The sequence below is a fragment of the Mycolicibacterium tokaiense genome, from assembly GCF_010725885.1.
GTDB classification, from domain to species: Bacteria; Actinomycetota; Actinomycetes; order Mycobacteriales; family Mycobacteriaceae; genus Mycobacterium; species Mycobacterium tokaiense.
Genome location: NZ_AP022600.1, coordinates 5,836,210 through 5,858,611, shown reverse-complemented (window position 1 = coordinate 5,858,611; position 22,402 = coordinate 5,836,210). Strand labels below are relative to the sequence as shown.

General features: G+C 67.0%; 21 protein-coding genes. 11 read left to right on the top strand and 10 right to left on the bottom strand.

What is annotated here, in order from left to right:
- Positions 1 to 4: 4 nt before the first annotated feature.
- Positions 5 to 649, top strand: coding sequence for a GntR family transcriptional regulator (locus G6N58_RS28240; protein ID WP_115280587.1), 645 nt, complete (start codon positions 5 to 7; stop codon positions 647 to 649).
- Positions 650 to 652: 3 nt separating this feature from the next.
- Positions 653 to 1,900 carry an amidohydrolase family protein gene (locus G6N58_RS28235; protein ID WP_115280588.1) on the top strand — a complete coding sequence of 416 codons (1,248 nt, stop codon included), beginning with the start codon at positions 653 to 655 and terminating at the stop codon, positions 1,898 to 1,900.
- An 11-nt stretch (positions 1,901 to 1,911) separates the two neighbouring features.
- On the opposite strand, the gene G6N58_RS28230 is transcribed toward G6N58_RS28235, so the two are convergent.
- Together G6N58_RS28230 and G6N58_RS28225 are read right to left on the bottom strand one after the other, a co-directional pair.
- Positions 1,912 to 2,478: a hypothetical protein gene (locus G6N58_RS28230; RefSeq protein ID WP_115280589.1), complete on the bottom strand. Its 567-nt coding sequence runs from the start codon at positions 2,476 to 2,478 to the stop codon at positions 1,912 to 1,914.
- Positions 2,475 to 3,038, bottom strand: a complete 564-nt coding sequence (locus G6N58_RS28225; protein WP_115280590.1) for a hypothetical protein — start codon at positions 3,036 to 3,038, stop codon at positions 2,475 to 2,477. The genes G6N58_RS28230 and G6N58_RS28225 overlap by 4 nt, the downstream gene beginning before the upstream one ends.
- 583 nt (positions 3,039 to 3,621) lie before the next feature.
- Between G6N58_RS28225 and G6N58_RS28220 the strand changes: the two genes are divergently transcribed.
- The 4 genes from G6N58_RS28220 (at position 3,622) to G6N58_RS28205 (ending at position 6,918) form a co-directional block, all read left to right on the top strand.
- A complete protein-coding gene (locus G6N58_RS28220) occupies positions 3,622 to 4,278 on the top strand; it encodes a cutinase family protein (RefSeq protein ID WP_232068170.1) in 657 nt (218 codons plus the stop codon).
- 77 nt (positions 4,279 to 4,355) lie between these two features.
- Positions 4,356 to 4,703: a hypothetical protein gene (locus G6N58_RS28215; RefSeq protein ID WP_147289415.1), complete on the top strand. Its 348-nt coding sequence runs from the start codon at positions 4,356 to 4,358 to the stop codon at positions 4,701 to 4,703.
- The gene (locus G6N58_RS28210; protein WP_115280593.1) at positions 4,696 to 6,195 is read left to right on the top strand and encodes a sensor domain-containing protein; all 1,500 of its coding nucleotides are present in this window, start codon (positions 4,696 to 4,698) and stop codon (positions 6,193 to 6,195) included. Before G6N58_RS28215 ends, G6N58_RS28210 begins: the two co-directional genes overlap by 8 nt.
- 141 nt (positions 6,196 to 6,336) lie before the next feature.
- Complete coding sequence (locus G6N58_RS28205; RefSeq protein ID WP_115280594.1) at positions 6,337 to 6,918, top strand: sigma-70 family RNA polymerase sigma factor; 582 nt, start codon at positions 6,337 to 6,339, stop codon at positions 6,916 to 6,918.
- A gap of 6 nt (positions 6,919 to 6,924) precedes the next feature.
- On the opposite strand, the gene G6N58_RS28200 is transcribed toward G6N58_RS28205, so the two are convergent.
- The gene (locus G6N58_RS28200; protein WP_115281992.1) at positions 6,925 to 9,360 is read right to left on the bottom strand and encodes a glycogen/starch/alpha-glucan phosphorylase; all 2,436 of its coding nucleotides are present in this window, start codon (positions 9,358 to 9,360) and stop codon (positions 6,925 to 6,927) included.
- Between the two features lie 195 nt (positions 9,361 to 9,555).
- Here G6N58_RS28200 and G6N58_RS28195 point away from each other — a divergent pair, with 195 nt between their 5' ends.
- A complete protein-coding gene (locus tag G6N58_RS28195; protein WP_115281993.1) occupies positions 9,556 to 10,449 on the top strand; it encodes an aminoglycoside phosphotransferase family protein in 894 nt (297 codons plus the stop codon).
- Between the two features lie 5 nt (positions 10,450 to 10,454).
- Here the strand turns inward: G6N58_RS28195 and G6N58_RS28190 are convergent, their stop codons facing one another.
- The gene (locus G6N58_RS28190; RefSeq protein WP_163908507.1) at positions 10,455 to 11,375 is read right to left on the bottom strand and encodes a LysR family transcriptional regulator; all 921 of its coding nucleotides are present in this window, start codon (positions 11,373 to 11,375) and stop codon (positions 10,455 to 10,457) included.
- A 115-nt stretch (positions 11,376 to 11,490) separates the two neighbouring features.
- On the opposite strand from G6N58_RS28190, the gene G6N58_RS28185 reads away from it, so the two are divergent.
- From G6N58_RS28185 to G6N58_RS28175, 3 genes are all read left to right on the top strand, one after another.
- Positions 11,491 to 12,276, top strand: a complete 786-nt coding sequence (locus tag G6N58_RS28185) for a maleate cis-trans isomerase family protein (protein ID WP_115280596.1) — start codon at positions 11,491 to 11,493, stop codon at positions 12,274 to 12,276.
- 18 nt (positions 12,277 to 12,294) lie between these two features.
- Positions 12,295 to 13,608 carry an SLC13 family permease gene (locus tag G6N58_RS28180; protein ID WP_115280597.1) on the top strand — a complete coding sequence of 438 codons (1,314 nt, stop codon included), beginning with the start codon at positions 12,295 to 12,297 and terminating at the stop codon, positions 13,606 to 13,608.
- Between the two features lie 66 nt (positions 13,609 to 13,674).
- Positions 13,675 to 14,496 carry a glycoside hydrolase family 16 protein gene (locus tag G6N58_RS28175; protein WP_163908504.1) on the top strand — a complete coding sequence of 274 codons (822 nt, stop codon included), beginning with the start codon at positions 13,675 to 13,677 and terminating at the stop codon, positions 14,494 to 14,496.
- 5 nt (positions 14,497 to 14,501) lie between these two features.
- Here the strand turns inward: G6N58_RS28175 and G6N58_RS28170 are convergent, their stop codons facing one another.
- The 3 genes from G6N58_RS28170 to G6N58_RS28160 all read right to left on the bottom strand — a co-directional run bounded on the left by G6N58_RS28170 (position 14,502) and on the right by G6N58_RS28160 (position 17,234).
- Positions 14,502 to 15,914 (bottom strand): NCS2 family permease, encoded by a 1,413-nt coding sequence (locus tag G6N58_RS28170; protein ID WP_115280598.1) that lies wholly within the window; start codon positions 15,912 to 15,914, stop codon positions 14,502 to 14,504.
- Positions 15,915 to 16,006: 92 nt separating this feature from the next.
- Complete coding sequence (locus tag G6N58_RS28165; protein WP_115280599.1) at positions 16,007 to 16,669, bottom strand: IF2 family translation initiation factor; 663 nt, start codon at positions 16,667 to 16,669, stop codon at positions 16,007 to 16,009.
- 16 nt (positions 16,670 to 16,685) lie between these two features.
- Positions 16,686 to 17,234, bottom strand: a complete 549-nt coding sequence (locus G6N58_RS28160) for a CsbD family protein (RefSeq protein ID WP_115280600.1) — start codon at positions 17,232 to 17,234, stop codon at positions 16,686 to 16,688.
- Between the two features lie 141 nt (positions 17,235 to 17,375).
- Here G6N58_RS28160 and G6N58_RS28155 point away from each other — a divergent pair, with 141 nt between their 5' ends.
- Positions 17,376 to 18,215, top strand: coding sequence for an SDR family oxidoreductase (locus tag G6N58_RS28155; protein WP_115280601.1), 840 nt, complete (start codon positions 17,376 to 17,378; stop codon positions 18,213 to 18,215).
- 1 nt (position 18,216) lies between these two features.
- Here G6N58_RS28155 and G6N58_RS28150 read toward each other — a convergent pair whose 3' ends face one another.
- The 3 genes from G6N58_RS28150 to G6N58_RS28140 form a co-directional block, all read right to left on the bottom strand.
- Positions 18,217 to 19,251: an esterase family protein gene (locus tag G6N58_RS28150; protein ID WP_115281995.1), complete on the bottom strand. Its 1,035-nt coding sequence runs from the start codon at positions 19,249 to 19,251 to the stop codon at positions 18,217 to 18,219.
- Positions 19,252 to 19,409: 158 nt separating this feature from the next.
- Positions 19,410 to 21,305 (bottom strand): glycoside hydrolase family 183 protein, encoded by a 1,896-nt coding sequence (locus G6N58_RS28145; protein ID WP_115280602.1) that lies wholly within the window; start codon positions 21,303 to 21,305, stop codon positions 19,410 to 19,412.
- 138 nt (positions 21,306 to 21,443) lie between these two features.
- Positions 21,444 to 22,247: a TIGR03620 family F420-dependent LLM class oxidoreductase gene (locus G6N58_RS28140; RefSeq protein WP_115280603.1), complete on the bottom strand. Its 804-nt coding sequence runs from the start codon at positions 22,245 to 22,247 to the stop codon at positions 21,444 to 21,446.
- Positions 22,248 to 22,402 lie beyond the last annotated feature (155 nt).

Below are 22,402 nucleotides of genomic sequence, written 5' to 3'. Positions count from 1 at the left end.
AGCCATGCCAGCGTCCAACGGAGCCCTGCTCACCGAATCGGTGCACAACTCGCTGCAGGAGATGATCTTCACCGGCGAGCTGGCCCCGGGCAGTCCGCTGTCGGTGCCGGCACTCGCGGCCCGGCTGAACGTCAGCCGAACCCCGGTGCGGGAGGCGGTGCAGCAGCTGATCTTCGAGGGTCTGGCGACCCATACCCGCAATGCCGGGGCGCGGGTGACCCTGCTCGACGACGAGGCGGTCAAGGCGGTGTTCGACGTCCGTGAGGTACTCGACGGCCTGGCCGCCCACCATGCGACCCTGATCGCCGGCAATGCGGTGGTGGAGCAACTGCGCAAGATGGTGCAGGTTCAGCGCGAACTCCTCGAGGAGACGGCCGACCGGCAGCGGGACGCGAAGTTGGACCTGGAGTTCCACACGCTCATCCGTGACACCGCCGGCAACCGCCCGCTCTCGGACGCACTGGCCCGCCTCGACGGGCAGTCGCATCTCTACCGGGCCGACATGTGGGGGACCGAACTCAACCGGCGCTTGGCCGTGGGCGAGCACGAACGCATTGTTGCGGCCATCGAGGCCGGCGACGCCGAAGAGGCGCGGTCGGCGGCCTGTGCCCACGTGGCGGGGCTCTACGTGCGCACCCGGCGGACCTGACCGGTGACCGCACAGCCGATTTCGTTGCTGCGGGGTGCCACCTTGATCGACGGTGCGGTGGTGGACGTCCGTATCGCCGGGGGCATCATCACCTCCGTGACCCCCGCCGACCCGGCGGCTCAGGACGGGATAGACCTGCAGGGTCATCTGCTGATGACCGCCCCGGCAGAGCCCCATGCGCATCTGGACAAGGCGTTGTCCTGGGACGCTTTGCAGCCTCCGTTGGGCGATCTGAACGACGCCATCGCCGCATGGAAGGCGGGGTCGGTGCGCTTCGACGAGGCGAACTTCCGCGGCCGGGCCCGCGAAGCGGCTCTGGCTGCACTGCGCAACGGCACCACCGCGGTGCGCACCCATGTCGACGTGCTCGCCGGGGACGACCCGCTGCGCGGAATCCGCGCCGTGGATGCCGTACGTCGCGAACTCGCCGAGGTGATGGATATCGAGATCGTGGCCCTCATCAAGGCCTACTCCGACACCGGATTGCTCTATGCCGCACTTGATGCCGGGGCCGATCTGGTGGGCGGCTCGCCACACAACGCTCCGGATCCAGCGGCAGAGCTGCATCGGTTGCTCGGAGTTGCCGAGGACAGGGGAGTCGGCGCGGACCTGCACACCGACGAGTTCCTCTTCGGTGACCACATCACCATCGCCGATTACGCACAGCGCGCCGGCCGGTGGCCGCAGGGGCGCACCCGGACAGCCAGCCACTGCACCCGCCTGGGCACCATGTCCGCGGATGAACTCGCGGTGCTACTGCCGCAGCTCGCCGCGGCCGGGCTGGGGGTGGTGACCAACCCCATCACCAATCTCTATCTGCAGGGCCGTGACACACCGGTCGCTACGCCACGCGGCATCACCGCGATCGCCGCTCTGCAGCATGCAGGTGTACCGGTGGCCGCGGGCGCGGACAATGTCCGTGATCCGTTCAACCCCCTCGGTCGCAGTGACGCGCTGGAAACCGCGATGCTCGCGGTGACCGCCGGTCACGTCCATCCCGAGGTCGCCTTGGACATGGTGACCGACCGGGCGCGGGTGGTGATGGGCCTGCCGCAGGCCGGGCCACACGTGGGTGCTCGCGCCGATCTGCTCGCGGTGCGCGGTACCAGCGCTGCCGAGGTTATCGGGACGGCTCCCGCTGACCGCGTGGTGATCCATCGCGGAATGATGGTCGCCCGCAGTCAGACGTCGCACTGGCAGGCCTGGTCTGAACACGCAAATGCCGGTGTGCCACTGGCACACCGGCATTGAACGTGGCTGGCTTACACCGAGAGCAGGCGATCGAAGAAGTCCCGGTACCGCTTCAGGGCGACACGCAGGTCCTCGGTTGAGGCATCTTCGCCCCGCGACCACTGCTCCTCGAGCTGCGCGCGGGTATGGCTGAAGTTGGCGGTCAGTTGGTCCACCGCCGACGACACCAGGCTGTCGGCTTTCTGGACGCACGCGCGGGGATCGTCGACGAATGCGGCCTGCACATCGTTCCACCGGGCCCGCAGCTCGGACAGATCATTGTCGGCGAACAGCGCGTCGCCGGTGGGAGCCTCCGACGCAGTTGCAGACGTGGACCGATCATGCTGCTGCGCCGACGGATCCGTGCGTGCAGTGGTGTCACTGAATCCGGCTGCCTGGGGTTCGATCGGCGAATCCTGGCGACCCGAATACGGGTCAGCGTCCTGTTGGCCGGCGTAGGGGTCCGCGCCCTGCTGGGTGGGGTAGGCCTCCGCTCCCGGGTGGGCGGGGTAGGCGTCGCCGCCCTGCTGTTGGGGCGGGTACTGATCGGCGTTCGGCTGGTCGGGATACGCGTCGGTGTGCTGGCGCGGTGTGGTCATGCTCGGGCCTCCTCGGGGGTGTCATGCTGCAACAAGGTTTCGAACAGCGCGCGGTAGTGCACAAAGGCCTCACGCTGCGTCTCGGTGGGTATCTGCCCCTTCTGCTGGGACAGGTAGATGCCGTGTGCGGCACGATAATCCGACACCACACCCGGGTGGTCGACGGAGATGTCGGCCGCCCGCTGCTCGAAATCGTCCACCGGGTAGCCGCGCTCGCGCATCACCTGGTTGACCAGGAGGTCAGCATCCTTGACCGCGGTGGTCGGGTTGTCGACGAAACCGGTTTGAACCAGCCGCCATTGTTCGGCGTACATGGTGCGCGCTTGGGGCGACAAGCCTTTGATGTCGAGCTTCTTGTGCTGCTTCTCCCGCTCGAGCAGGAGGGCCTGGGCGGACTTCTCGTCGCCCGCCGTGTCGACCGCCCTGTCGTACTCGGGTCCGTAATGCTGCTTGAGTCGTTCGGTGCGTTTTCCGCCGCTCTTCGAGCGGGTTGCCATGATCGCGACCACCGCCAGGATGACGACGACGACCGCGATCAGAATCCAGCCCCAACTAGGCATGTGTGACCTCCTCGTCCGCAGGGCAGAAGTACCCGGACCCCTGCCTACAGAAACGTCAATTCCTCGGCGTGGCGCGCCACCGTGCTGACAACACACGAGGTCAAGGAGGGATCTGTGAGCCTGCTCGCCGCGACTTCCGGAGTTCGCTGGAGGGTGCGCGGCGCCGGTGCGGCGCGGCCGCGGTGGCCGCCGCGTTTGTGTGCCAGAGCGCCCGCGGGTGGATGCCGGCGCGGGCGGAGATGGTGCACGTGGGGCCGCCACCACATCCTTTGGCTGTCCCGAGCCGCGGTGGTCCTGAGCTGGCGAGATGCATGCAACATCGGACGTGCATCAGGCGCACCCGGCGCACCTGTGTCACCATCGATGTATGGGTTTGTCAGCTCATCTAACTCGTGTTTGCAGCGCAACCGTTCTGGCGCCGGTTTTGGTGCTGGGTGTGGGGGTGCCCCTTGCGGGTGCCGAGCCCGCGCCGCCGCCACCGCCGGTGCCCGCTCCCGTGCCGCTGGGTCCCGCCCCGGGTCCGGCGCCCGACGTGCTCCCCGTTCCGGTGCCGGCCCCTGCGGCGGCGCCGCCCGTGGCGTCGATGCCGGTCGATCCGGCGGCGCCTCCGCCGGCCCTGCCGGTGGCCGCTCCCGCCCCGCCGGGGTGTCCCGATGTCCAGGTGGTGTTCGCGCGCGGGACCACCGAGCCCCCGGGCGTGGGTGCCATGGGGCAGGCCTTCGTCGACGATCTGCGGGCCAGGGTGGCCGGTAAGTCCGTCGGGGTGTACCCCGTCGACTATCCGGCCAGCCCGGATTTCCCCACCGGTGTCCAGGGTGTCGTCGATGCCAGCACCCATGTGCAGGAGATCGCCATGAACTGCCCCGACACCCAGATGGTGCTCGGCGGCTTCTCCCAGGGCGCCGCTGTCATGGGCTTCGTGACCAATGAGATTGTGCCGGAAGGCGTTACGGCATCAGAGGTGCCCGCGCCGATGCCCGCGGACGTCGCCGATCACGTGGCGGCCGTCGCGCTGCTGGGAACACCGTCGGACCGGTTCATGAACATGATCCAGCAGCCGTCGGTCAGCATCGGCCCCCTGTACCAGCCGAAGACCATCGAGTTGTGTGTGCCCAACGACTTCGTGTGCTCCGAAGGCGGCGACCTCGGAGCCCATGGCCGCTACATCTCCGACGGCATGGTGGTGCAGGCCGCCGACTTTGCGGCCGCCAAACTCGCCGAGGAGCCCAGTACGAGCTGACATGGAGTAGTGAGCTACTCACACCCCCCGTCGCCTTCTGCGGCAGCATCGGTCACATTCGACCGTCGGGGGACACCATGCACCTCATCGTCAGGACCATCTCGCTCGTGATCATCGGCGTGTGCGCCTTCTGGGCCGGCGCATGCGCCCAAGCCGGCGATCCGCCTGCCCTGCCGCCGGATCCGACGACCATGACGTTGCCCTCAACCAAGGGTTCGACGGCTGTATCCAACTCGACGGTCCGAACTTGGGCGGAAATTCCGCCTGGCACCACATCCGGGGCCTTCTATCCGTCGACATCGCCACCACCCACCACGACGCTCCCCGCCCCGACCGTCACGACGCTGCCCGCCCTCACCACCGCGGTGGTGCCGAGCTCGGCGGTGCCGGACACGACGACTGCGGTGGTGTCACCCGATGAGTGATGACAACAGATCGTTGCTGCAAACTGCGCAGCACCTGCTCAGCCTGGCCGGGATCTTTGTCGCGCCAGCCACATTGATCACCGGGCTCTGCTATTTCTTCGGTGCAGTGTCGCTGCGAACGCGGTTGCAGTACTTCGGAATCGATCCGCAAACTCTGAACCTGACCACCCGCGACTACGTAGTGGAGACGCTCGGGGTGCTCTTCTTTGCCGCACTGTTGTTCCTTGGCGCCGTCGCCGCGGTGGTCGCGATCGCAACGATGCTACGCGGTCTGGCGTTGAGGGGACGTCACACCGGTCTGCTGCGCGTCCTTGCCTGGCTGATGCAGATGTCAGGGTTTGTATGCGCGCTGGCCGGGTTCACCTGGCTGGTACTGGAACGCGTGCCCAATGTGCAGACCACGCCCAGGCAGGTGGCTTGGCTGATCTTCTGCAGTCCGGCATTACTGATCGCGGGCAACTGGTTGCTGCGCATCACCCGCGGTGCCGCACACGGCGCCGACACCACGCCTGCGTGTCGGGTGCTGGGCGCTCTCGGTGTGGCAGTGATGGTGCTGGCCTTGTTCTGGGTCACCGCTATCCACGCGGTGGAGGAAGGTGAGAGCCGCGCAACCTACGCCGCCGAACACCTGTGGTCTGACGAGGTGGGTGTGATTGTGGATTCTGCTGTCCCGCTAGGTATCCCGGGTCGGATGGTCCGGGAGTCGATTCTGCCCGGCGCCCATCCGCAACAACCGCCGATGTCGCGGTATGAATGCCTGCGTGCGGTCAAGGTGGTCGGCGACGAATGGGTTCTGGTGCCGGCGGGGTGGACCAGTGGCGATGGCTACACGGTAACGGTACTGCCCGGGGATGCGACTCGCTTGTCCACCGTCGTCCATCACGGACTCTATGAACGGATAGGCCATGGGCAGAACGTCACTCGGTTCTGGCAGTGTCCCGAGATCGTGCCTGTCTTCGGGACTGAACAGCTTGATGCGATGCTGCTCAGTCCCGAGGACCAGCGACGGATCCTCGGTGGTGGTGTGACCGACGTCCCCGAGATCGGGGTGGGCGGCGGTGTGGTCCTAAGCACGGCCGGGGGTGACACCTGTGGGCGCGAGGTGGCGATTCCCCCGGACGTGCGGACACGGGAGAGCGCTGCGGGCTCATTATGGATGCGTCAGCAGGTGTCGCGTTGGGAGCACCCGATGGCTGCTGCGGACTACATACGAAGTGTTCATCAGATGTGGGCGCAATGTCATGGTCGGATGGTGACTCTGCCGTATCGCGGCGACTTCGCACCGCGACTACTCGGCATGTACGGAATGTTCGACGACATCTTGACGGTGCCCGATTCGGTGACTTCAGACGCCCGGCCGGAATGCGCGCAATCTGTGGCCGCCAAATCCAACCTCGTGATCGAGGTGCGCGTTTGCACCGACGGCGATCCCGCGATCTCCGGTCGTGTGGTCGAGGCAATTCGCGATTCGATCGCGAACACACCCTCGTGACCCTACGAACTGCCGGACCCAGGCAGCCGACCGTCGCTCGTAGTGGGGAAAACCCCCGCAAACCCGTCAGGACAACACCGCAGACCCCCGCCCACCCGGCGACCAGGATGAAAGACATCCACACAGAGATGGGAGTCGGGGATGACACAGCTGCGTAGATCTATCGACGATGACGAGCTGGCAGAGCGCTTCGAACGGGATGCCTTGCCGCTGCTGGACCAGCTCTACGGCGGGGCACTGCGGATGACCCGCGACCCCTACGCCGCCGAGGATCTGGTCCAGGACACGATGATCAAGGCCTACACCGGCTTTCGCACTTTTCAAGCCGGAACCAACCTCAAGGCCTGGTTGTACCGGATTCTGACCAACACCTACATCAACGCCTACCGCAAAAAGCAGCGGCGGGTCGATGAATACGGCGTCGACTTCTCCCAGTGGGAGGACCGTGCCGTCCCGGCCACGACCATGCTGCGCTCGGCAGAGGTGGAAGCGCTGGAGGCCATGGCCGACAGCGAGATCGCCGACGCCCTGGCGGCGCTACCCGAGGACTACCGGATGGCGGTGTACTACGCCGATGTCGAGGGTTTCCCGTACCGGGCGATCGCCGAGATCATGGGCACCCCGCTGGGCACCGTCATGTCCCGGCTGCATCGCGGCCGGCGGCAGCTGCGTGAGCTGCTCGCCGGCGTCGCGATGAGCCGCGGGTACGCCGTCGCCGTCTGAGAACGGTCAGATGTCGACGTTCATCGGGGTGACGTTCCAGATGTCGTCGCAGTACTGCTCGATGGCCCGGTCCGACGAGAACTTGCCGCTGCGTGCGGAATTCAGGATCGACATCCGGGTCCAGGTGTTACCGTCCCGCCAGGCAGCGCTCACCCGGTCCTGGCAATCGATGTACGAGCGGTAGTCGGCCAGCACCATGAACGGGTCATCGTGGATGAGGTTGTCCAGCACGGGCTTGAGCACCTCGGTGTCGCCGTGGGTGAAGCGTCCTTCGCGGATCAACTCGAGCACCGCCGCCAGTTCAGGATCCCGGTCCACATGGTCCAGCGGCCGGTATCCGCCGGCCTTCACATTCTCCACCTCGTCCTCGGTGAGGCCGAACAGGAAGAAGTTCTCCGCCCCGGCCTCCTCACGGATCTCGACGTTGGCACCGTCGAGCGTGCCGATGGTCAGGGCGCCGTTGATCATGAACTTCATGTTGCCGGTACCGGAGGCTTCCTTGCCGGCTGTGGAGATCTGCTCGCTGAGGTTGGCAGCCGGATAGATCAGATGGGCGTTCTGCACGTTGAAGTTCGGCAGGAACACCACCTTCATGAATCGGTTGACGTCCGGATCGGCGTTGACCACGTCACCGATCGCGGTGATCAGTTTGATGATCCGCTTGGCCAGGTAGTACCCCGGTGCTGCCTTGCCGCCGAAGATGAAGGCCCGTGGCGGCATGGTGTAACCGGGAATGGTCTTGAGCCGGTGGTACTGGGTGATGATGTGCAGCGCGTTGAGATGCTGGCGCTTGTACTCGTGGATGCGCTTGACCTGCACGTCGAACATCCACATCGGGTCGAGCTCGATGCCGGTGGCGGAGTGCACGTATTCGGCCAGACGTCCCTTGTTGGCGCGCTTGACTTCTCGCCACCGCTCCCGGAAGGACGGGTCGTCGACGAAGTTCTCCAGTTCGCGCAGCCGGTACAGGTCGGTGAGCCACCCGTCGCCGATCTTCTCGTCGAGCAACTGGCGCAGGCCGGGATTGGACAGCGCCAGGAACCGCCGCGGCGTGACCCCGTTGGTGACGTTGCCGAAGCGCTCGGGCCACAGTTCGTAGAAATCTTTGAGCACACTGTCTTTCAGCAGCTCCGAGTGCAGCGCGGCCACGCCGTTGACGTAGTGGCTGCCGACGGTGGCCAGGTGCGCCATCCGGACCGTCTTGCCCCCGTCTTCGCCGATGAGCGACATCCGGCGCACCCGGTCTTCGTCGTCACCGAACTTGGCCCGCACCTCCTCGAGGAACCGTTCGTTGATCTCGTAGATCAGCTCCAGGTGCCGCGGCAGGCAGTCGCCGAACAGTCCGAGTGACCACTTTTCCAGCGCTTCCGGCAACAGGGTGTGGTTGGTGTAGCCGAAGGTGGCGACGGTGATCCGCCAGGCCTCGTCCCAGTCCATGTGGTGCTCGTCGATCAGCAGACGCATCAACTCGGCCACCGCTATGGACGGGTGGGTGTCGTTGAGCTGAATGGCCCACTTGTCCGGCAGCGCGCTCAGCGGCAGCCCCACCCGCTCGGTGTGGATCTGGATGATGTCCTGCAGCGAGCACGTCACGAAGAAGTACTGCTGCTGCAGGCGCAGCCGCTTACCCGCCTCCGGCTCGTCATTGGGGTAGAGGACCTTGGACACCTTTTCCGAGAGGACCTCGTCCTCGACGGCCTTGTAGAAATCACCGGTGTTGAAGGCGTCCAGGGCGAACTGCGTGACCGAACGCGCGCTCCACAGCGTCAGGGTGTTGCAGGTGTTGGTGTTGTAGCCCTGGATGGGCGTGTCGTAGGAGATGCCCTGCAGGACGCGGCGGGGGATCCAGCGCACCCGCAGGTTCCCGGCGATGTCGGTGTACTGCTCGGTCTTGCCGCCCCAGCAGACGAAGTAGCTGGCGTCCGGCTTGCCGATCTCCCAGGGATTTCCGCCCACCAGCCAGTTGTCGGTTTTCTCGGCCTGCCAGCCGTCGTGGATCTCCTGGTCGAAGATGCCGAACTCGTAGCGGATGCCGTAGCCGATCGACGGACGCTCCAGGGTGGCCAACGAATCCAGATAGCAGGCGGCCAACCGGCCCAGTCCACCGTTACCCAGACCGGGCTCCTCTTCGCAGTCGATGACCTCGTCGAGGTCCTGGCCCAGCTCGGCCAACGCCGCCCGGGCCTCGTCCTCGATACCCAGGTTCAGCAGGTTGTTGCCCAGCTGCGGGCCCATCAGGAACTCCGCCGACAGGTAGCAGGTCACCTTGTTGGACAGGTCCAGCCAGTCCTGGGTGGTGGCCATCCAGCGCTGCTGCATCCGGTCCCGTACGGCCAGGGAGAGCGCCTGGTAGTAGTGCGCGGTGGTGATGGCGGCCGCCGGCCGGCCGATCGAGTACACGAGGTGGTCGGAGATCGCGCGGCGCAGGGCCTCAGCCGACATTCCCGTGCGGGAGTGTTCGTGCCGGGCCGGCTGGCCGTCGAAGGCGGACAACTCTGACGAGGACTGTGCTGTGTCGGTCACTACCTACTCCTGATACCTGGGGTGAGGACGGGTCAGTCTGTCACCTCTGTGTTACAGCAAATGCACCGCCGGCGTCACGTGGGTGAACAGCACCCGGCTGGCACCATGGTGGCCGTGATCGAACTGCCGCCGGGAGTCTCTGCGATGGCGACTCGCGGTCCGCAGTGGCAGAGCTGGGTGAACGGACTGCCCACGCTGCTGGAACGCCAGCTGGACCACTGGAACATCACGCCCGACGGTGGCCCGCTGCACGGGTGGGCGTCGTTGGTGGTGCCGGTGCGTACCGACGCCGGCGCCCCCGCGATGCTCAAGCTGGGATTCCCCGACCCTGAGACGCAACACGAGCATTTGGCGCTGCGTAGGTGGGCCGGCGCGGGCGCGGTGCGGCTGCTCAGTGCCGACCCGCCGCACCGCGCCCTGCTGCTCGAGCGGCTGCATTCCCGGGACCTCAACGACCTGTGGGACGTCGAGGCCTGCGAGGTGATCGCCGGACTCTACGGGCGACTGCACGTACCTGCCCTGCCGCAGCTGGACCGCCTCGCCGACGCCATCACGAAGTACAGCGCCGAGCTCGACGCGCTGCCGCGCAACGCACCGCTGCCGCGCCGGCTGGTGGAGCAGGCGCAGGCCCACAGTCGCGACCTCACCGCCGACGCCGGCGCGACGAGCGTGCTGCTGCACACCGACCTGCACTACGACAACGTCCTGGCCGCCGACCGGGAGCCGTGGCTGGCCATCGACCCGATCCCGCTGAGCGGCGACCCGCACTACGAAGTGGCGCCGCTGCTGTGGAACCGGTGGGAGGAACTGGCCGGCGATGTCCGCGGCGGCGTGCGCCGGCGCTTCTACGCCGCGGTCGAGGCCGCCGGGTTCGACGAGGACCGCGCCCGGGCCTGGGTGGTGGTCCGGATGGTGCACAACGCGATGTGGGCACTGACAGACCCCGGCCCGCTGGACCGCACCTGGCTCACCACCTGTATCGCGGTGGCCAAGGCCGTGCAGGACTGAATGCGCTAACGCGCCCGGGTGGTTCCCTCCGGCGGACGGTGAGTCGCGATGAAGGTGCAGAGCTGTTGTGCTGCCGAGGAATTCTTGCGATCACGGCGCCAGGCCAGCACGGTGTGCCGGATCGCGCCCGGTTCGGTGAACCGCAGCACGTCGATGCCCTCGGTGCCGGTGAGGCGTACGGCCAGCTCGCTGAGCACGCCGACGCCGAGTCCGGACCGCACCATCGACACCAGGGTGTGCGGACTGGCCACGCGGCGTGCGGAGGCGACGGTGACGCCCGCCTCACCGAGCAGGGCGGCGACTTCGGGGGACAGCCCGCGGGCGCCGTCGCCGCTGCCCGGGGTGATCACCGTTTCGCCCGTCAGCGCCGATACGGCCACCCCGTCGGAGCCCGACAACCGGTGGGCGGGATGCACCAGCAGCCGCAGTGGCTCGTCCCACAGTGAAATGTATTGCAGTTCCGGATCATTGAGGACGTAGGCGAGCGGTACCACGGCCAGGTCCGCGTCGCGGCGGTGCAGCACCTCCGGCAGGGTGGCGGTGGGGCCCTCCAGGACGTTGACCTCGATGTTGTGTTCCACCCGGCTGAATCGGTCGATGAGTCGGGGCACGAAAGCTCCGGCCACACTGGACATGCAGGCCAGGCGCACGGTGCCGTACGTGGATCCGCTGAGCGCCAGCGCTTCGGCACGAGCGGTGTCGAGCGTGGCCAGCACGTCCTGGGCGTGGCCCAGGAACAGCTCACCGGCCACAGTCAGGCGCACCGGCCGCACCGCCCGGTCCACCAGCACGACCCCCAGGTCGGCCTCGAGCTTGGCCACCTGGTCGCTGATGCGCGACTGTGCCCGCCCCAACGACTGGGCCGCCTGGAGGAAGCCGCCCTTCTCGGCGACGGCGACAAACGCCTTGATCCAATCCAGATGCACCGGCTGACAATATCTGGAAATCGGATTCTGCGTATCCGATTGTGGCGGGTTGAATGGAGACGAACAGCTCTTACGCTCCACGGGCACGTGATCCGACTCACACCCAGGAGAAGCCATGTCCGCCTCGATCGCCGGGACCACCCACGACCGCACCCGCTACCGCAACGCCATGGGACCGCGCGGTGTCATCGGGATCATGACGCCCGGCCCGAACGTCGTCGTCGAGAACGAGATGATGGATCTGCGCCCTGAGGGGGTGATCAACGCGGTCGACCGCTACTACGTCCCGAACCAGTCGATCGCCGAGGACGAGGACTGGTCGATCATCATGCGGCATGTCGCCGCCAACCTCGACGAGTCGGTGCACCGACTCAACGAAGCGCTGATCGACCACCTGGTGCTCGGTATGTCCTCACAGAGCTTCATGGGCGGAGTCGAAGGCAGCTTCGCGCTGCTCGACCACCTGCGGAAGGTGTCGGGGGTCGACGTCTCCCAGGGCGCCCAGGCGTCCGAGGCTGCACTGCACGAAGTCGGGGCCCGCCGAATCGCCCTGGTGACCCCGTACTACCCGGTGATCGAGAAAAATGCCGTCGCCTATTTCGAAGGCCGCGGATTCGACGTGGTGGGCGTGGAGGGGCTCAAGTGCCGCAGCATCATCGAAGTCGCCTCGCAGACCGAGGACCGGCTGCGCGAGGCGGTGCGGGTGGCCGACTCCCACCGGCCGGACGCCATCATCCAACTCGGCACCAACCTGCGTTTCGGCCGGCTGGCGCCCGTGCTGGAGGAAGAACTCGGAAAACCGGTCTGGGCGGTGGGCACGGTGATCTACTGGCATGCGCTGCGCGCCATGGGCATCGGTGACCAGTTCGACGGATTCGGCGCCTTGATCGCCAAGCACTGAGACGAAGAGTAGGCCATCATGTCGCTTCAATTGCTCTCCATCGCCATGCTCGTCGGGGTCTTCGTGATCGCGACCTTTCTCAACGTCCACATGGGCGCCCTGGCGTTCGTGGCCACGTTCGTCGTCGGATTCGGCATGGCCGGGATGTCGGAGAAGGAGATCCTCAGCGGATTCCCCGCCGGTCTGTTCGTCATCCTCGTCGGCGTCACGTTTCTGTTCGCGATCGCCAAAGTCAACGGCACCATCGACTGGCTGGTCGACGGTGCGGTGAGCCTGGTGCACGGCCGGGTCTGGGCGTTCCCCTGGATCATGTTCCTGATCGCCGCCGGTCTGGCCGGAATCGGTGCGGTGCCACCGGCAGCCGTCGCGATCATCGCCCCCACCGCCATGCGCATCGCGCAGCGCTACCAGATCAGCCCGCTGCTGATGGGTCTCATGGTGGCCAACGGGGTCAGCGCCGGCGAGTTCTCACCGATCGGCCTGTTCGGCATCATCGTCAACGACATCGCCGTCGAGAACGGTGTGCAGTCGTCGCCCGTACTGTTGTTCCTCAGCTGCTTCGTGGTCAACGCGGTGCTCTGTTACATCCTGTTTGTGGTGATCACGACGCGGGCACGCCGGCGCGCAGTCTCGGACGTCGCCGACTCCGACGGCGGCAGCGGGGGAGCGGCGACCAGACCGACGGGTGGCCAGCTGGTCGCCGAACGCACCGCAGTCGAAGCGCCGGTGCGCCCTGCGATGACCCGCCAGATCGCCGTGACGTTGGCCGGGCTGGCGGCCATGGTGGGCATCGTCATGTTCACCGATCTCGACATCGGTTTTGTGGCAATGACTCTGGCGGTGGTCCTGAGCATGCTCACACCGGCGGTGGCCAAGGAGGCACTGCCCCGGATCGCCTGGCCTTCGGTGTTCCTGATCGTCGGGATCGTCACGTATGTGAACCTGCTCCAAGAGCTCGGGACCGTCACCTACGTCTCTGACGCTGTGGCACATCTGGATTCGCCGCTGGTGATCGCGCTGCTGATCTGCGTCATCGGCGCGGTGGTGTCGGCGTTTGCGTCCACCACCGGAATCCTGGGCGCCCTGGTGCCGCTGGCGGTTCCGTTCCTGCTGGCCGGCGAGGTCAACGCAGTGGCGATGCTCATCGCCTTGAGCTTGGCGTCATCGATCGTCGACGCCTCGCCCTTCTCGACCACCGGCGCGCTGATCGTGGCCAATGCCGCAGAGGAGGACCGGGATCGGGTGATGGGCCAGTTGCTGCGGTGGGGCCTGGCGATGATCGTGGCCGCACCGGTACTGGCGTGGGGCATCTTCGTCCTGCCGGGCTGGTAACGGGATTCGGGCGCGTTTTCAACCGGTCAGCGGTTGAAAACGCGCCCAGATCGCTATATTGCGGGGGTGCCGAACTTGGATCGCCGCAGCCTGCTGATGCTGACCGGGCTCGGTCTGTTGGCCGGGACCGCTCAAATGCCCGGTGCCGCTGCCGAACCCCCGTTCCCCGGCGCCGAAATCCTGGCGCCGCCGGTGTTCTCCGACGAGTTCGACGGACCCCCGGGCGCGCCACCGGATTACAACAAATGGTTCGTGGTGCCCGCCCGGGAGACCATTCGCAACCCGGCGTTCTGGGACCGCCCGGAGAACATGGGGCAATACCGCGACGACCGGCAGAACCTCTACCTCGACGGCATGGGCAACCTGGTCATCCGGGCCACCCGGGAGGGCGACAGGTACTTCGGCGCCAAGATCCAGGGCAGGCAGTGGATCGGCATCGGGCACACCTGGGAGGCCAGGATCAAACTGGAATGCCTCACCCCCGGCGCGTGGCCGGCGTTCTGGATGCTCAACGACCGGCTCGGCCAAGGCGGCGAGATCGACGTGCTCGAGTGGTTCGGCAACGGCGGCTGGGGTCCCGGATCCACCGTGCACACCCGGTTGGACGGCACCACGGCCGCCAACCATCCCATCGTCGTCGACCCCGAATGGCATGTGTGGCGTTGCCAATGGGACGCCGCGGGCATCCGGTTCTGGAAAGACCCGGTGCCCGGCATGCCGCCCTATTTCGACGTCCCCGCCGGGTCGATGGCGAACTGGCGGTTCAACGACCCCGGCTTCCAGATGTTCCCGGTGCTGAACCTGGCGGTCAGCGGCTCCGGTGGCGGCGACCCCAGCGCCGGCATCTACCCGGCGCAGATGCTGGTCGACTACATCCGCGTCTGGTAACTCGGTCAGGCCCCCACCAGGGTGTCGATCCAGCCGCGGCCGAAGTACAGCAGGAAGCCGGCGGCCACCACCCACAACAGGGGACTGATCTCCTTGGCCTTGCCCGAGGCGCTGCGCAGCACCACCCAGGAGATGAAGCCGACGCCGATGCCGTTGGCGATCGAGTAGCTCAGCGGCATCACCGTCACGGTCAGCACAACGGGCAGCGCCACCGAGAAGTCGGCGTAGTCGATCTCCTTGAGGTTGGCGGCCATCATGGCACCGACGATGACCAGCGCGGCCGCTGCCACCTCGGTGGGCACGATGGCGGCCAGCGGCGTGAGAAACATCGCCGCCAGGAACAATCCGCCGGTGACCAAGCTGGCCAGTCCGGTGCGGGCGCCCTCACCGATGCCTGCGCCGGACTCGATGAAGACGGTGTTCGACGATGCCGACACCGACCCGCCGACCACCGCGCCGGCACCCTCGACCACGAGTGCCGACTGCAGGCGCGGGAAGTTGCCGTGCTGGTCGGCCAGGCCGGCCTGCTTCGACAGTCCGGTGAAGGTGCCCATGGCGTCGAAGAAGTTGGTGAACACCAACGTGAAGACCAGCATCACGGCGGCCAGGATGCCGATCCGGCCGAAGCTGTCCAGGCTGAACGCGCCCACCAGCGACAGGTCGGGCACGGCGAACGGGGAGCCCGACAGCGTCGGGACGGACAGACCCCAGCCGCCGGGATTCTCGGTACCGGGACCGAGGTGCCATACAGCTTCCACGATCACCGCGACCACGGTGCCGGTGATGAGACCGATGAGGATGCCGCCGCGCACCTTGCGGGCGACCAGGATGCCGGTCACCAGCAAGGTGAACACGAAGATCACGGTGGGGATGGTCGCGATGGAGCCGCCACCCTCTTTGCCCAGGCCCAATGGTGGCGATGCGAATCCGGTGGCTCCGACAAAACCGGAATCCACCAGACCGATGAACAGGATGAACAGCCCGATGCCCGCGGTGATGGCGAGCTTGAGCTGCATCGGCACCGCATCGAAAATCAACCGCCGCAACCCCGTGACCGCCAGGGCCACGATGATCAGGCCGTTGATCACCACCAGACCCATGGCTTCGGCCCAGGTCAGGTCTCCCACGATGGAGCTGGCCAGGAACGAGTTGATGCCGAGCCCCGCCGCAAACGCAAACGGCAGCCGGGCGACCACCCCGAACACGATGGTCATCACACCGGCCGCCAGCGAGGTGACGGCGGAGACTTGGGTGAAGCCCAGTTCTGCTCCGTCGACGTCCGGCGTCCCCGACAAGATGATCGGGTTCAGCACGATGATGTACGCCATCGCGATGAAGGTGACGACTCCGCCGCGCAGCTCGGTGGCGATGGTGGAGCCGCGCGCGGAGATCTCGAAGAAGCGGTCGAGGCGAGTCACGGTTGCACCCTAAGGGGATTGCCCGCCCACCGTGGTGTTGGAGGCCGGTTGCCCCGGCCGTGTCCTGAGAATTACCCGCCCGCACGGGTGGGTCAGGACTGCTTGCGACTCTGCTTCTCGGCGTCTGCGAGGTCCTCCACCTGGTCTGCCCGGGTGCGCAGCGACGCAGCGGCACCGGCCTTCTCACGCGCCTGATCCTGTTGCTCCTCGGCGTCGGCGACCACGGCGTGCTCGGCACTCGAGATGGCGTCCTGCTCCGCGCGTTTCTTCGCCTCGGCGGCGTCGACCCGCTTGCGCGCCGTCTCGTCGGCGCGCCGCTGAGCTGCAGATTTGGCCGCGTCAGCGTTGGCAGCTGCTGTCCGCTTGCGTTCGGCGGCATCCGCTTTGGCTCCGGCCACGGCGCGTTCGCGATTCTGGCGGGCCTTCTCCTGGGTGGCCCGCGCGTCCTCGACCTGCTCCTCGACTGCGCTTTCGGCCGCCTCCTCGGTGGCCTCGGCCCTGGCTTCCAGGTCGACGGCCTCTGCCAGCGTCTCGCTGCGCACCTTCATGGTGGTGCCCCGGTCGGTGAGCGTCGGGTCACCCAGCAACTGGCCGACGGTGGCGTCCAGGGCGCCCAGCGACCGTTCGAAGATCAGCCGGACCGGGGCGTCCTCGTCGACGCGAGCGCGGATCTGCTGGTCGATCACCCCCAGCGGAAAACGGACTAGCTGATACTGCAGGCGCAGGACGGCCTTCGGCACAGTGGTGATGTTCATCGTGAACTCCTGATGGTCAGTGGTCGTCGGTCATGGCGTCGGCCTGCTGGCGCAGGCTCTTGGCGGCAGCCCGGTCCGCCTCGGCAGCCAGGGTGCGCTCGTCGTACTCCTCGGCTGCCTCGACCACCTGCTCGGTGGCCTCCCGCCGCTGCGCCTGCTCCTTGGCCGTGGCCTGGGCCACGGCCGAGCCGGCCTCCTGATCGGCTCGCACAGCCGCGGCCGCCTTCTGCTGAGCGGCAGCCCGCTCGGCCTGGCGCTTCTGCTCGGCCTCCTGAGCGCGTACGGCGTCCTCGGTGGCCGCCGTCTGGGCGCTCACCACGGCGCGTTCCTGGGCCGCCTCGACCTGCGCGTCGACCTTCTGCTCCCGAGCCTCGGCGGCTTCGGCGTCCGCCACGGCGTCCAGTGCATTGGCGTCTTTACGCTGCTGGGCCTGGGCCTGCTCGAGTTGCCCCTCGGCGGTCAGGGAATCGTTGTTGGTCACCGCACCCGCGATTTCCTTCGCCTTTCCCTTGACGGTGTCGATCAGTCCTTTACGGGCCTGGTCGGCCTTCTGGTGCTCTGTCATGTGGTGCTGGTTCCACGACTGCGGTGAATCAAACCCGGCTGTGACGGACGCCCCTGATCTGCCGGCGGCGTTTCGGTGTCGATGCTGCGGGTAGGCGGGGCGGCACAGCGACTCCACGGACTCCACGACGAAAGGTTCCCCATGGGTTTCCCCGAGCAACAACAGCAGGTGCCGGGCGTCCAGTCGGCGATGGACCCGGTGCCCGACTGCGGTGAGCACAGCTATCGGGGCTCCGGCCGGCTGCAGGGCAAACGTGCCGTCATCACCGGCGGCGACAGCGGCATCGGGCGGGCGGTGGCCATCGCGTATGCCCGCGAGGGTGCCGACGTGCTGATCTCCTACCTCGACGAGGACGAGGACGCCGCCGAGGTGGCGGCCCTGGTGCAGGACGCGGGGCAGCGCTGTGTCCTGATGCCCGGTGATCTGGCCGACCCCGCCCATTGCCGGGCCGTCATCGACCGCGCCGCAGCAGAATTTGGTGGCATCGACATCCTGGTGAGCAACGCCGCCTACCAGATGAGCCACGATTCGCTCGAGGAGATCAGCGACGAGGAATTTGAGCACACGTTCCGGCTCAATGTCGGCGCGTACTTCTACCTCGTGAAGGCTGCGCTGCCGCACATGTCCGCCGGTGCTTCCGTGATCGGCAGCTCCTCGGTGAACTCCGACTCGCCCTCACCGCAGCTGGCTCCCTACGCGGCCACCAAGGCGGCCATCGCGAACTTCTCGGCCAGCCTGGCACAGATGTTGGGGGAGAGGGGGATTCGAGTCAACAGTGTGGCACCCGGTCCGGTCTGGACACCGCTGATCCCGGCGACGATGCCTCCTGCGAAGGTGGCGTCCTTCGGTGACGACACCCCTCTGGGCCGGGCAGGTCAACCCGCCGAGCTGGCTCCGGTGTACGTGCTGCTGGCGTCCGACGAAGGCAGTTATATCTCCGGCGCCAGGGTCGCGGTGACCGGCGGTCGCCCCGTGTTGTGAGTCAGCCGGCGGGCAGGACCACCGAGGCGGGCAGCGCCGCGGGAGCGGGGGGTGCCGGGAGAGCGGCGGCCGGAGCGGGCGCCGCAGGCGCCATGGGCACCGGAGGCAGCGCAGGCGGCGGCGCGTTCAGGATGCGGATCATGTCCGGCTTCATCGCCTGCAACTGTGCGCCCCAGTAGCCCCAGCTGTGGGTGCCGTTGGCGGGGAATTGGAAGATGGCGTTGCGGCCGCCGGCAGCCAGATACTTCTGCTGGAACTCCTTGTTGGAGCTGACGGTGATGTTCTCCAGGTACTGGGCGGAGAAGTTGGTGCCGAAATCGTGGCCGGTGTCGAACTCGGCGGGCATCCCGCTGCCGCAGTAGATCCACAGTGCGGTCCGGTTGGCCACCAGCCGGGGGATGTTGACCGTCGGATCGTTGCGCTGCCAGGCGATGTCGTTGGACGGGCCCCACATGTTCTTGGCTCGGAAGCCGCCCGCGTCAGCCATCGCGAAGCCGATCATAGTGGGCCACAACCCTTGTGACGGGCTCAGGAAGCCGGACAGCGAGCTGGCGAAGATGAACTGTTGTGGGTGCCAGGCGGCCAGTGTGAGGGCGGCGCCACCGGCCATCGAGAGCCCCACCACGGCGTTGCCGTTGGGGTCCTGAGCGCGGTTGGCGGCCAGCCAGGCCGGGAGCTCCTGGGTGAGGAACGTCTCCCATTTGTAGGTGACGGTGCCGGCGTTGTTCTGCGCCGGCTCGTACCAGTCGGTGTAGAAGCTGGACTGGCCGCCCACGGGCATCACCACCGAGATGCCGGAGTCGTGAAACCATTCGAAGGCGGCGGTGTTGATGTCCCAGCCGTTGAAGTCCTCCTGGGCGCGCAGGCCGTCGAGCAGGTAAACGCTGTGCGGACCGCCGCCCTGGAACTGGACCTTGATGTTGCGCCCCATCGCCGGCGACGGCACCTCGAGATACTCCACGGGCAGGCCCTCCCGGGAGAACGCCGACGCGTCGGGCGCCATCCCGAGCAGCACCGCCGATACGGCAGTGGCCATCGCCACCGACAGCGCTGTGGTCTTGCGTCGGAACCAGTTGTCGCCCGCCTGTACCCGTGTCACGTCCGCCAGCTAACCGCGCCTCACGCGGATGTCCGCACAGCACACGCGCGGCGTTATCAACCGCATGGCCACTTGTTACCGGGCCGTGATGGCGCTCAGACCTCGACGGGGCGCAGAGGGCTGAGGTCGGTCTGCATCAGCACGACGTTGTAGTCACCCCAGATGGACATGTTCCAGTACAGATTGTTGTAGTCGCTGTCACCGCTGCTGTCCTCCAGCAGGCCGGTACCCGACCACGGGTGGATCATGGGCGCGTACAGACCCGGGTAGGCCGCCGAACTGGCCAGCTGAACGGGCGCCGACCAGGCCGCTTCCGGGGTGTCGGCCACGCGCATCTGGATGTTGTTATTGCCGTCGCCGTAGAGCACCACGTACTTGTCCAGGTACTCGTTGTACTGCACCGACATCTCGCTGACGTTGCCGCCGGTCTTGGGGCCGAACAACCCGCCCAGGTAGCCGCCGAACACGTTGGGGTCGTTGGCCCAATCGACGACAAACCCGAACAGACCCGACGAACGGTTGCTGCCGATCACCGGTTTCGCCACGGCGGCATTGCCGCGGACCCACTTGTTGCCGTCCCAGTAGTCGTACTTGGACAAGTCCGTGACGTCGCCCTCGGCGACCCGGGACAGGTAGGCCGACCCGGCGCGGCCCGAGGGTGTGCCGAAGGCATACAGGTAGCGCGGATCCCCTTCGGCCACTTGGTCTTCCGGCTGCAGGACGTAGGCCATCTGCTGGAAGTTCTGGTCACCGGCGCGGTACGGGGTCGACGAGCGCAGCCAGCCTGCCGAGCGGATGGTGGACGGAACGATTCGCCAGTCGCCACCGTCGGAGCCCGGATAGAACTGGGTGATCGCCGAGTAGTTGGTGGTCCAGCGGCCCGGAGTGTCCCAGGAGCGCACCGACATGTAGTTCACGTACTGCGTGCCGTCGATCTGGATGCCGGCGGTGGGGATGACGGTGACCTCGGAGCTGAACAGTCCGAGCTGGCCACGGGAACGGTCGATGAACTGCCCGAGCACCCGGCCGGTATCGGCCAGCTCCAGCCCCGACTGCAGGTCGCGGTCATAGCTGATGAGCAGGGCGTTGTTGAGCCATTCGCCGGTCATGCGCGGACCGCGGAACGAATCACCGAAGGCGACGTGGACGAAACGCTCACCGTTGATGGTGCCGCCGTCCCACATGATGCCGAGATCGGTGCTGCCGATGCCGAATTCGGTGGAGGTGTTCTGCGTCGCGTTGACCGGTTTGCCGTCGAGCCAGCGTGTTCCGGATCCGGTGACCCAGCCCAGCGGCGTGGACGGCAACCGGCTGGGCAGCGGGTCCACCACCACGGCGGCCGTCTGGACGGTGTTCGCCGCCGAGGGTGTGACAGTGGAATGGCGTGCGGTTTCCTTGCGCATCCAGGTCAGCATGTGCGTCAGCGCTGGGGTCACCGGAGAGCTCGCGGGCTCCTGTGGGGTCTCGGCGGCTTCGGTTTCCGCCGACGGGCTCTGCGACGCGGCGACGGTGGTGACGACTGCGGTGGTCGGACGGTCCTCTGAGTCGTCGCTCGGATCGGTGGTCTCCGACTCCTCGGAGGTGTCAGAGGCCGGCTCTGGCGAGGACTCCGAGTCGGCTTCGCCGGGCCGTTCGTAGCGAGAGGAGGACTTTTTCTCGGCTTTGCTCGAGCGCTCGGACTTCGTGGAGGTCTTGGTGTCGCTCTCGGAGTCCTTGTCGTCGGTGTCGTCCTTCGCCGAGGTGTTCTTCTTCGTCGAACTGTTCTTCTCCGTCGAACTGTCGCCGTCAGAAGAATCCGCCTTCGATGCGGTCTTGGACTCGGTTTTCGACTCGGTCTTGGTATCCGAGGTCTGGGACTGCGAGGGGGCGCTGTCGGTGCTGTCTGCCCAGGCGGCGCCCGCTCCGCTGGCAATTGCTGCGCCGACGCCGAGGGCCACGGCGAGGCCACCGATGCGGCCGATGTGTGTTGCCGCGTTTTTGGTCGCACCCATGGTTAGAAGTACCCCTTCGCATCACTGGCCCCCCGACCGGCTGATTGCTGAGCAAACTTACAGGGTCGTTACGGCGGATTGGTGGACATCCGGGGAGTAATCGGCAGGGAGTTCTCCGACGAGCCGGCGGATGTGCGGTCAGCGGGACAGTGCAGCGGCCAGCCGGTCGGCGGCCCACAGCAGGTCTGAGCGGTTGCCGGCGGGCAGCACGGTCAGATTCACGTGGTCGGCTCCTGCTGCCCGCAGGGCCCGGGCCCTCCCGGCCACGGTGTCGGGCGAGCCCCACACCGTCAGGGTGTCGACCAGCCGGTCGCTCAAGGTGGCCACGTCGTGGTCGGTGAATCCCTGTCGGCGCGCGGACTCCCGATAGGTGGGGACGCGGCCGAGCAGGAACTGTAACGGCTCCTGCGCAACCCGCCGGGCGGTTCGCGGGTCATCGTCGAGCACCACGAACAGCCCGACCGCCAGCAGACGGTCCGGTCCCAGCGTGGACCGTGCGTAGGCGGTGTATTCGGGTGTCACCAGGATCGGGATCGCGCCTGCGGCACGCCGACGGGCCAGGTCGAGTTTGCGGGGGCCCATTGCGGCCAGGACGCGGCGGTGCGGGGGAACCTCGTCGAGCTGATCGAGGTAGGCCTCGGCTGCCGCCATCGTGGGGGTGTGTTGCGGACCGCCGAGCCCCACCAACAAGCGGCCGGGGAAGTTCGCCTCCGTGCGTCGGTACAGCTCGGTCACCGCGGACGGTGGATAGACGTCCGCCGGAATGATGGCCGATGCCACCACCGCGTTCCGGGAGGCGGTCAGCAGGTCGTCGAGTCTGCTCAACCGGTCGAGTTGGCCGCCGGCCAGCCACATGGTGGTGAAGCCGAGATCTTCGAGCGCGGGCGCCGCGGCCAGGTCGGCGTTGCTGACGGCGATACCCCAGGGTCCCAGGTCGGTCATGCCCGTGACCGTAGGACCTGAAGCGGCGTTGAGGTCAAGTCACGGCACCGTCACGAGTGGGTGTCAGGTGCGTTGCTGCTGACACTTTTGCCACATCGGTCACTACTGTAACTGGAGATGCCGTCTGTCGGGGCCGGCGTCATGGCCCACTTCGA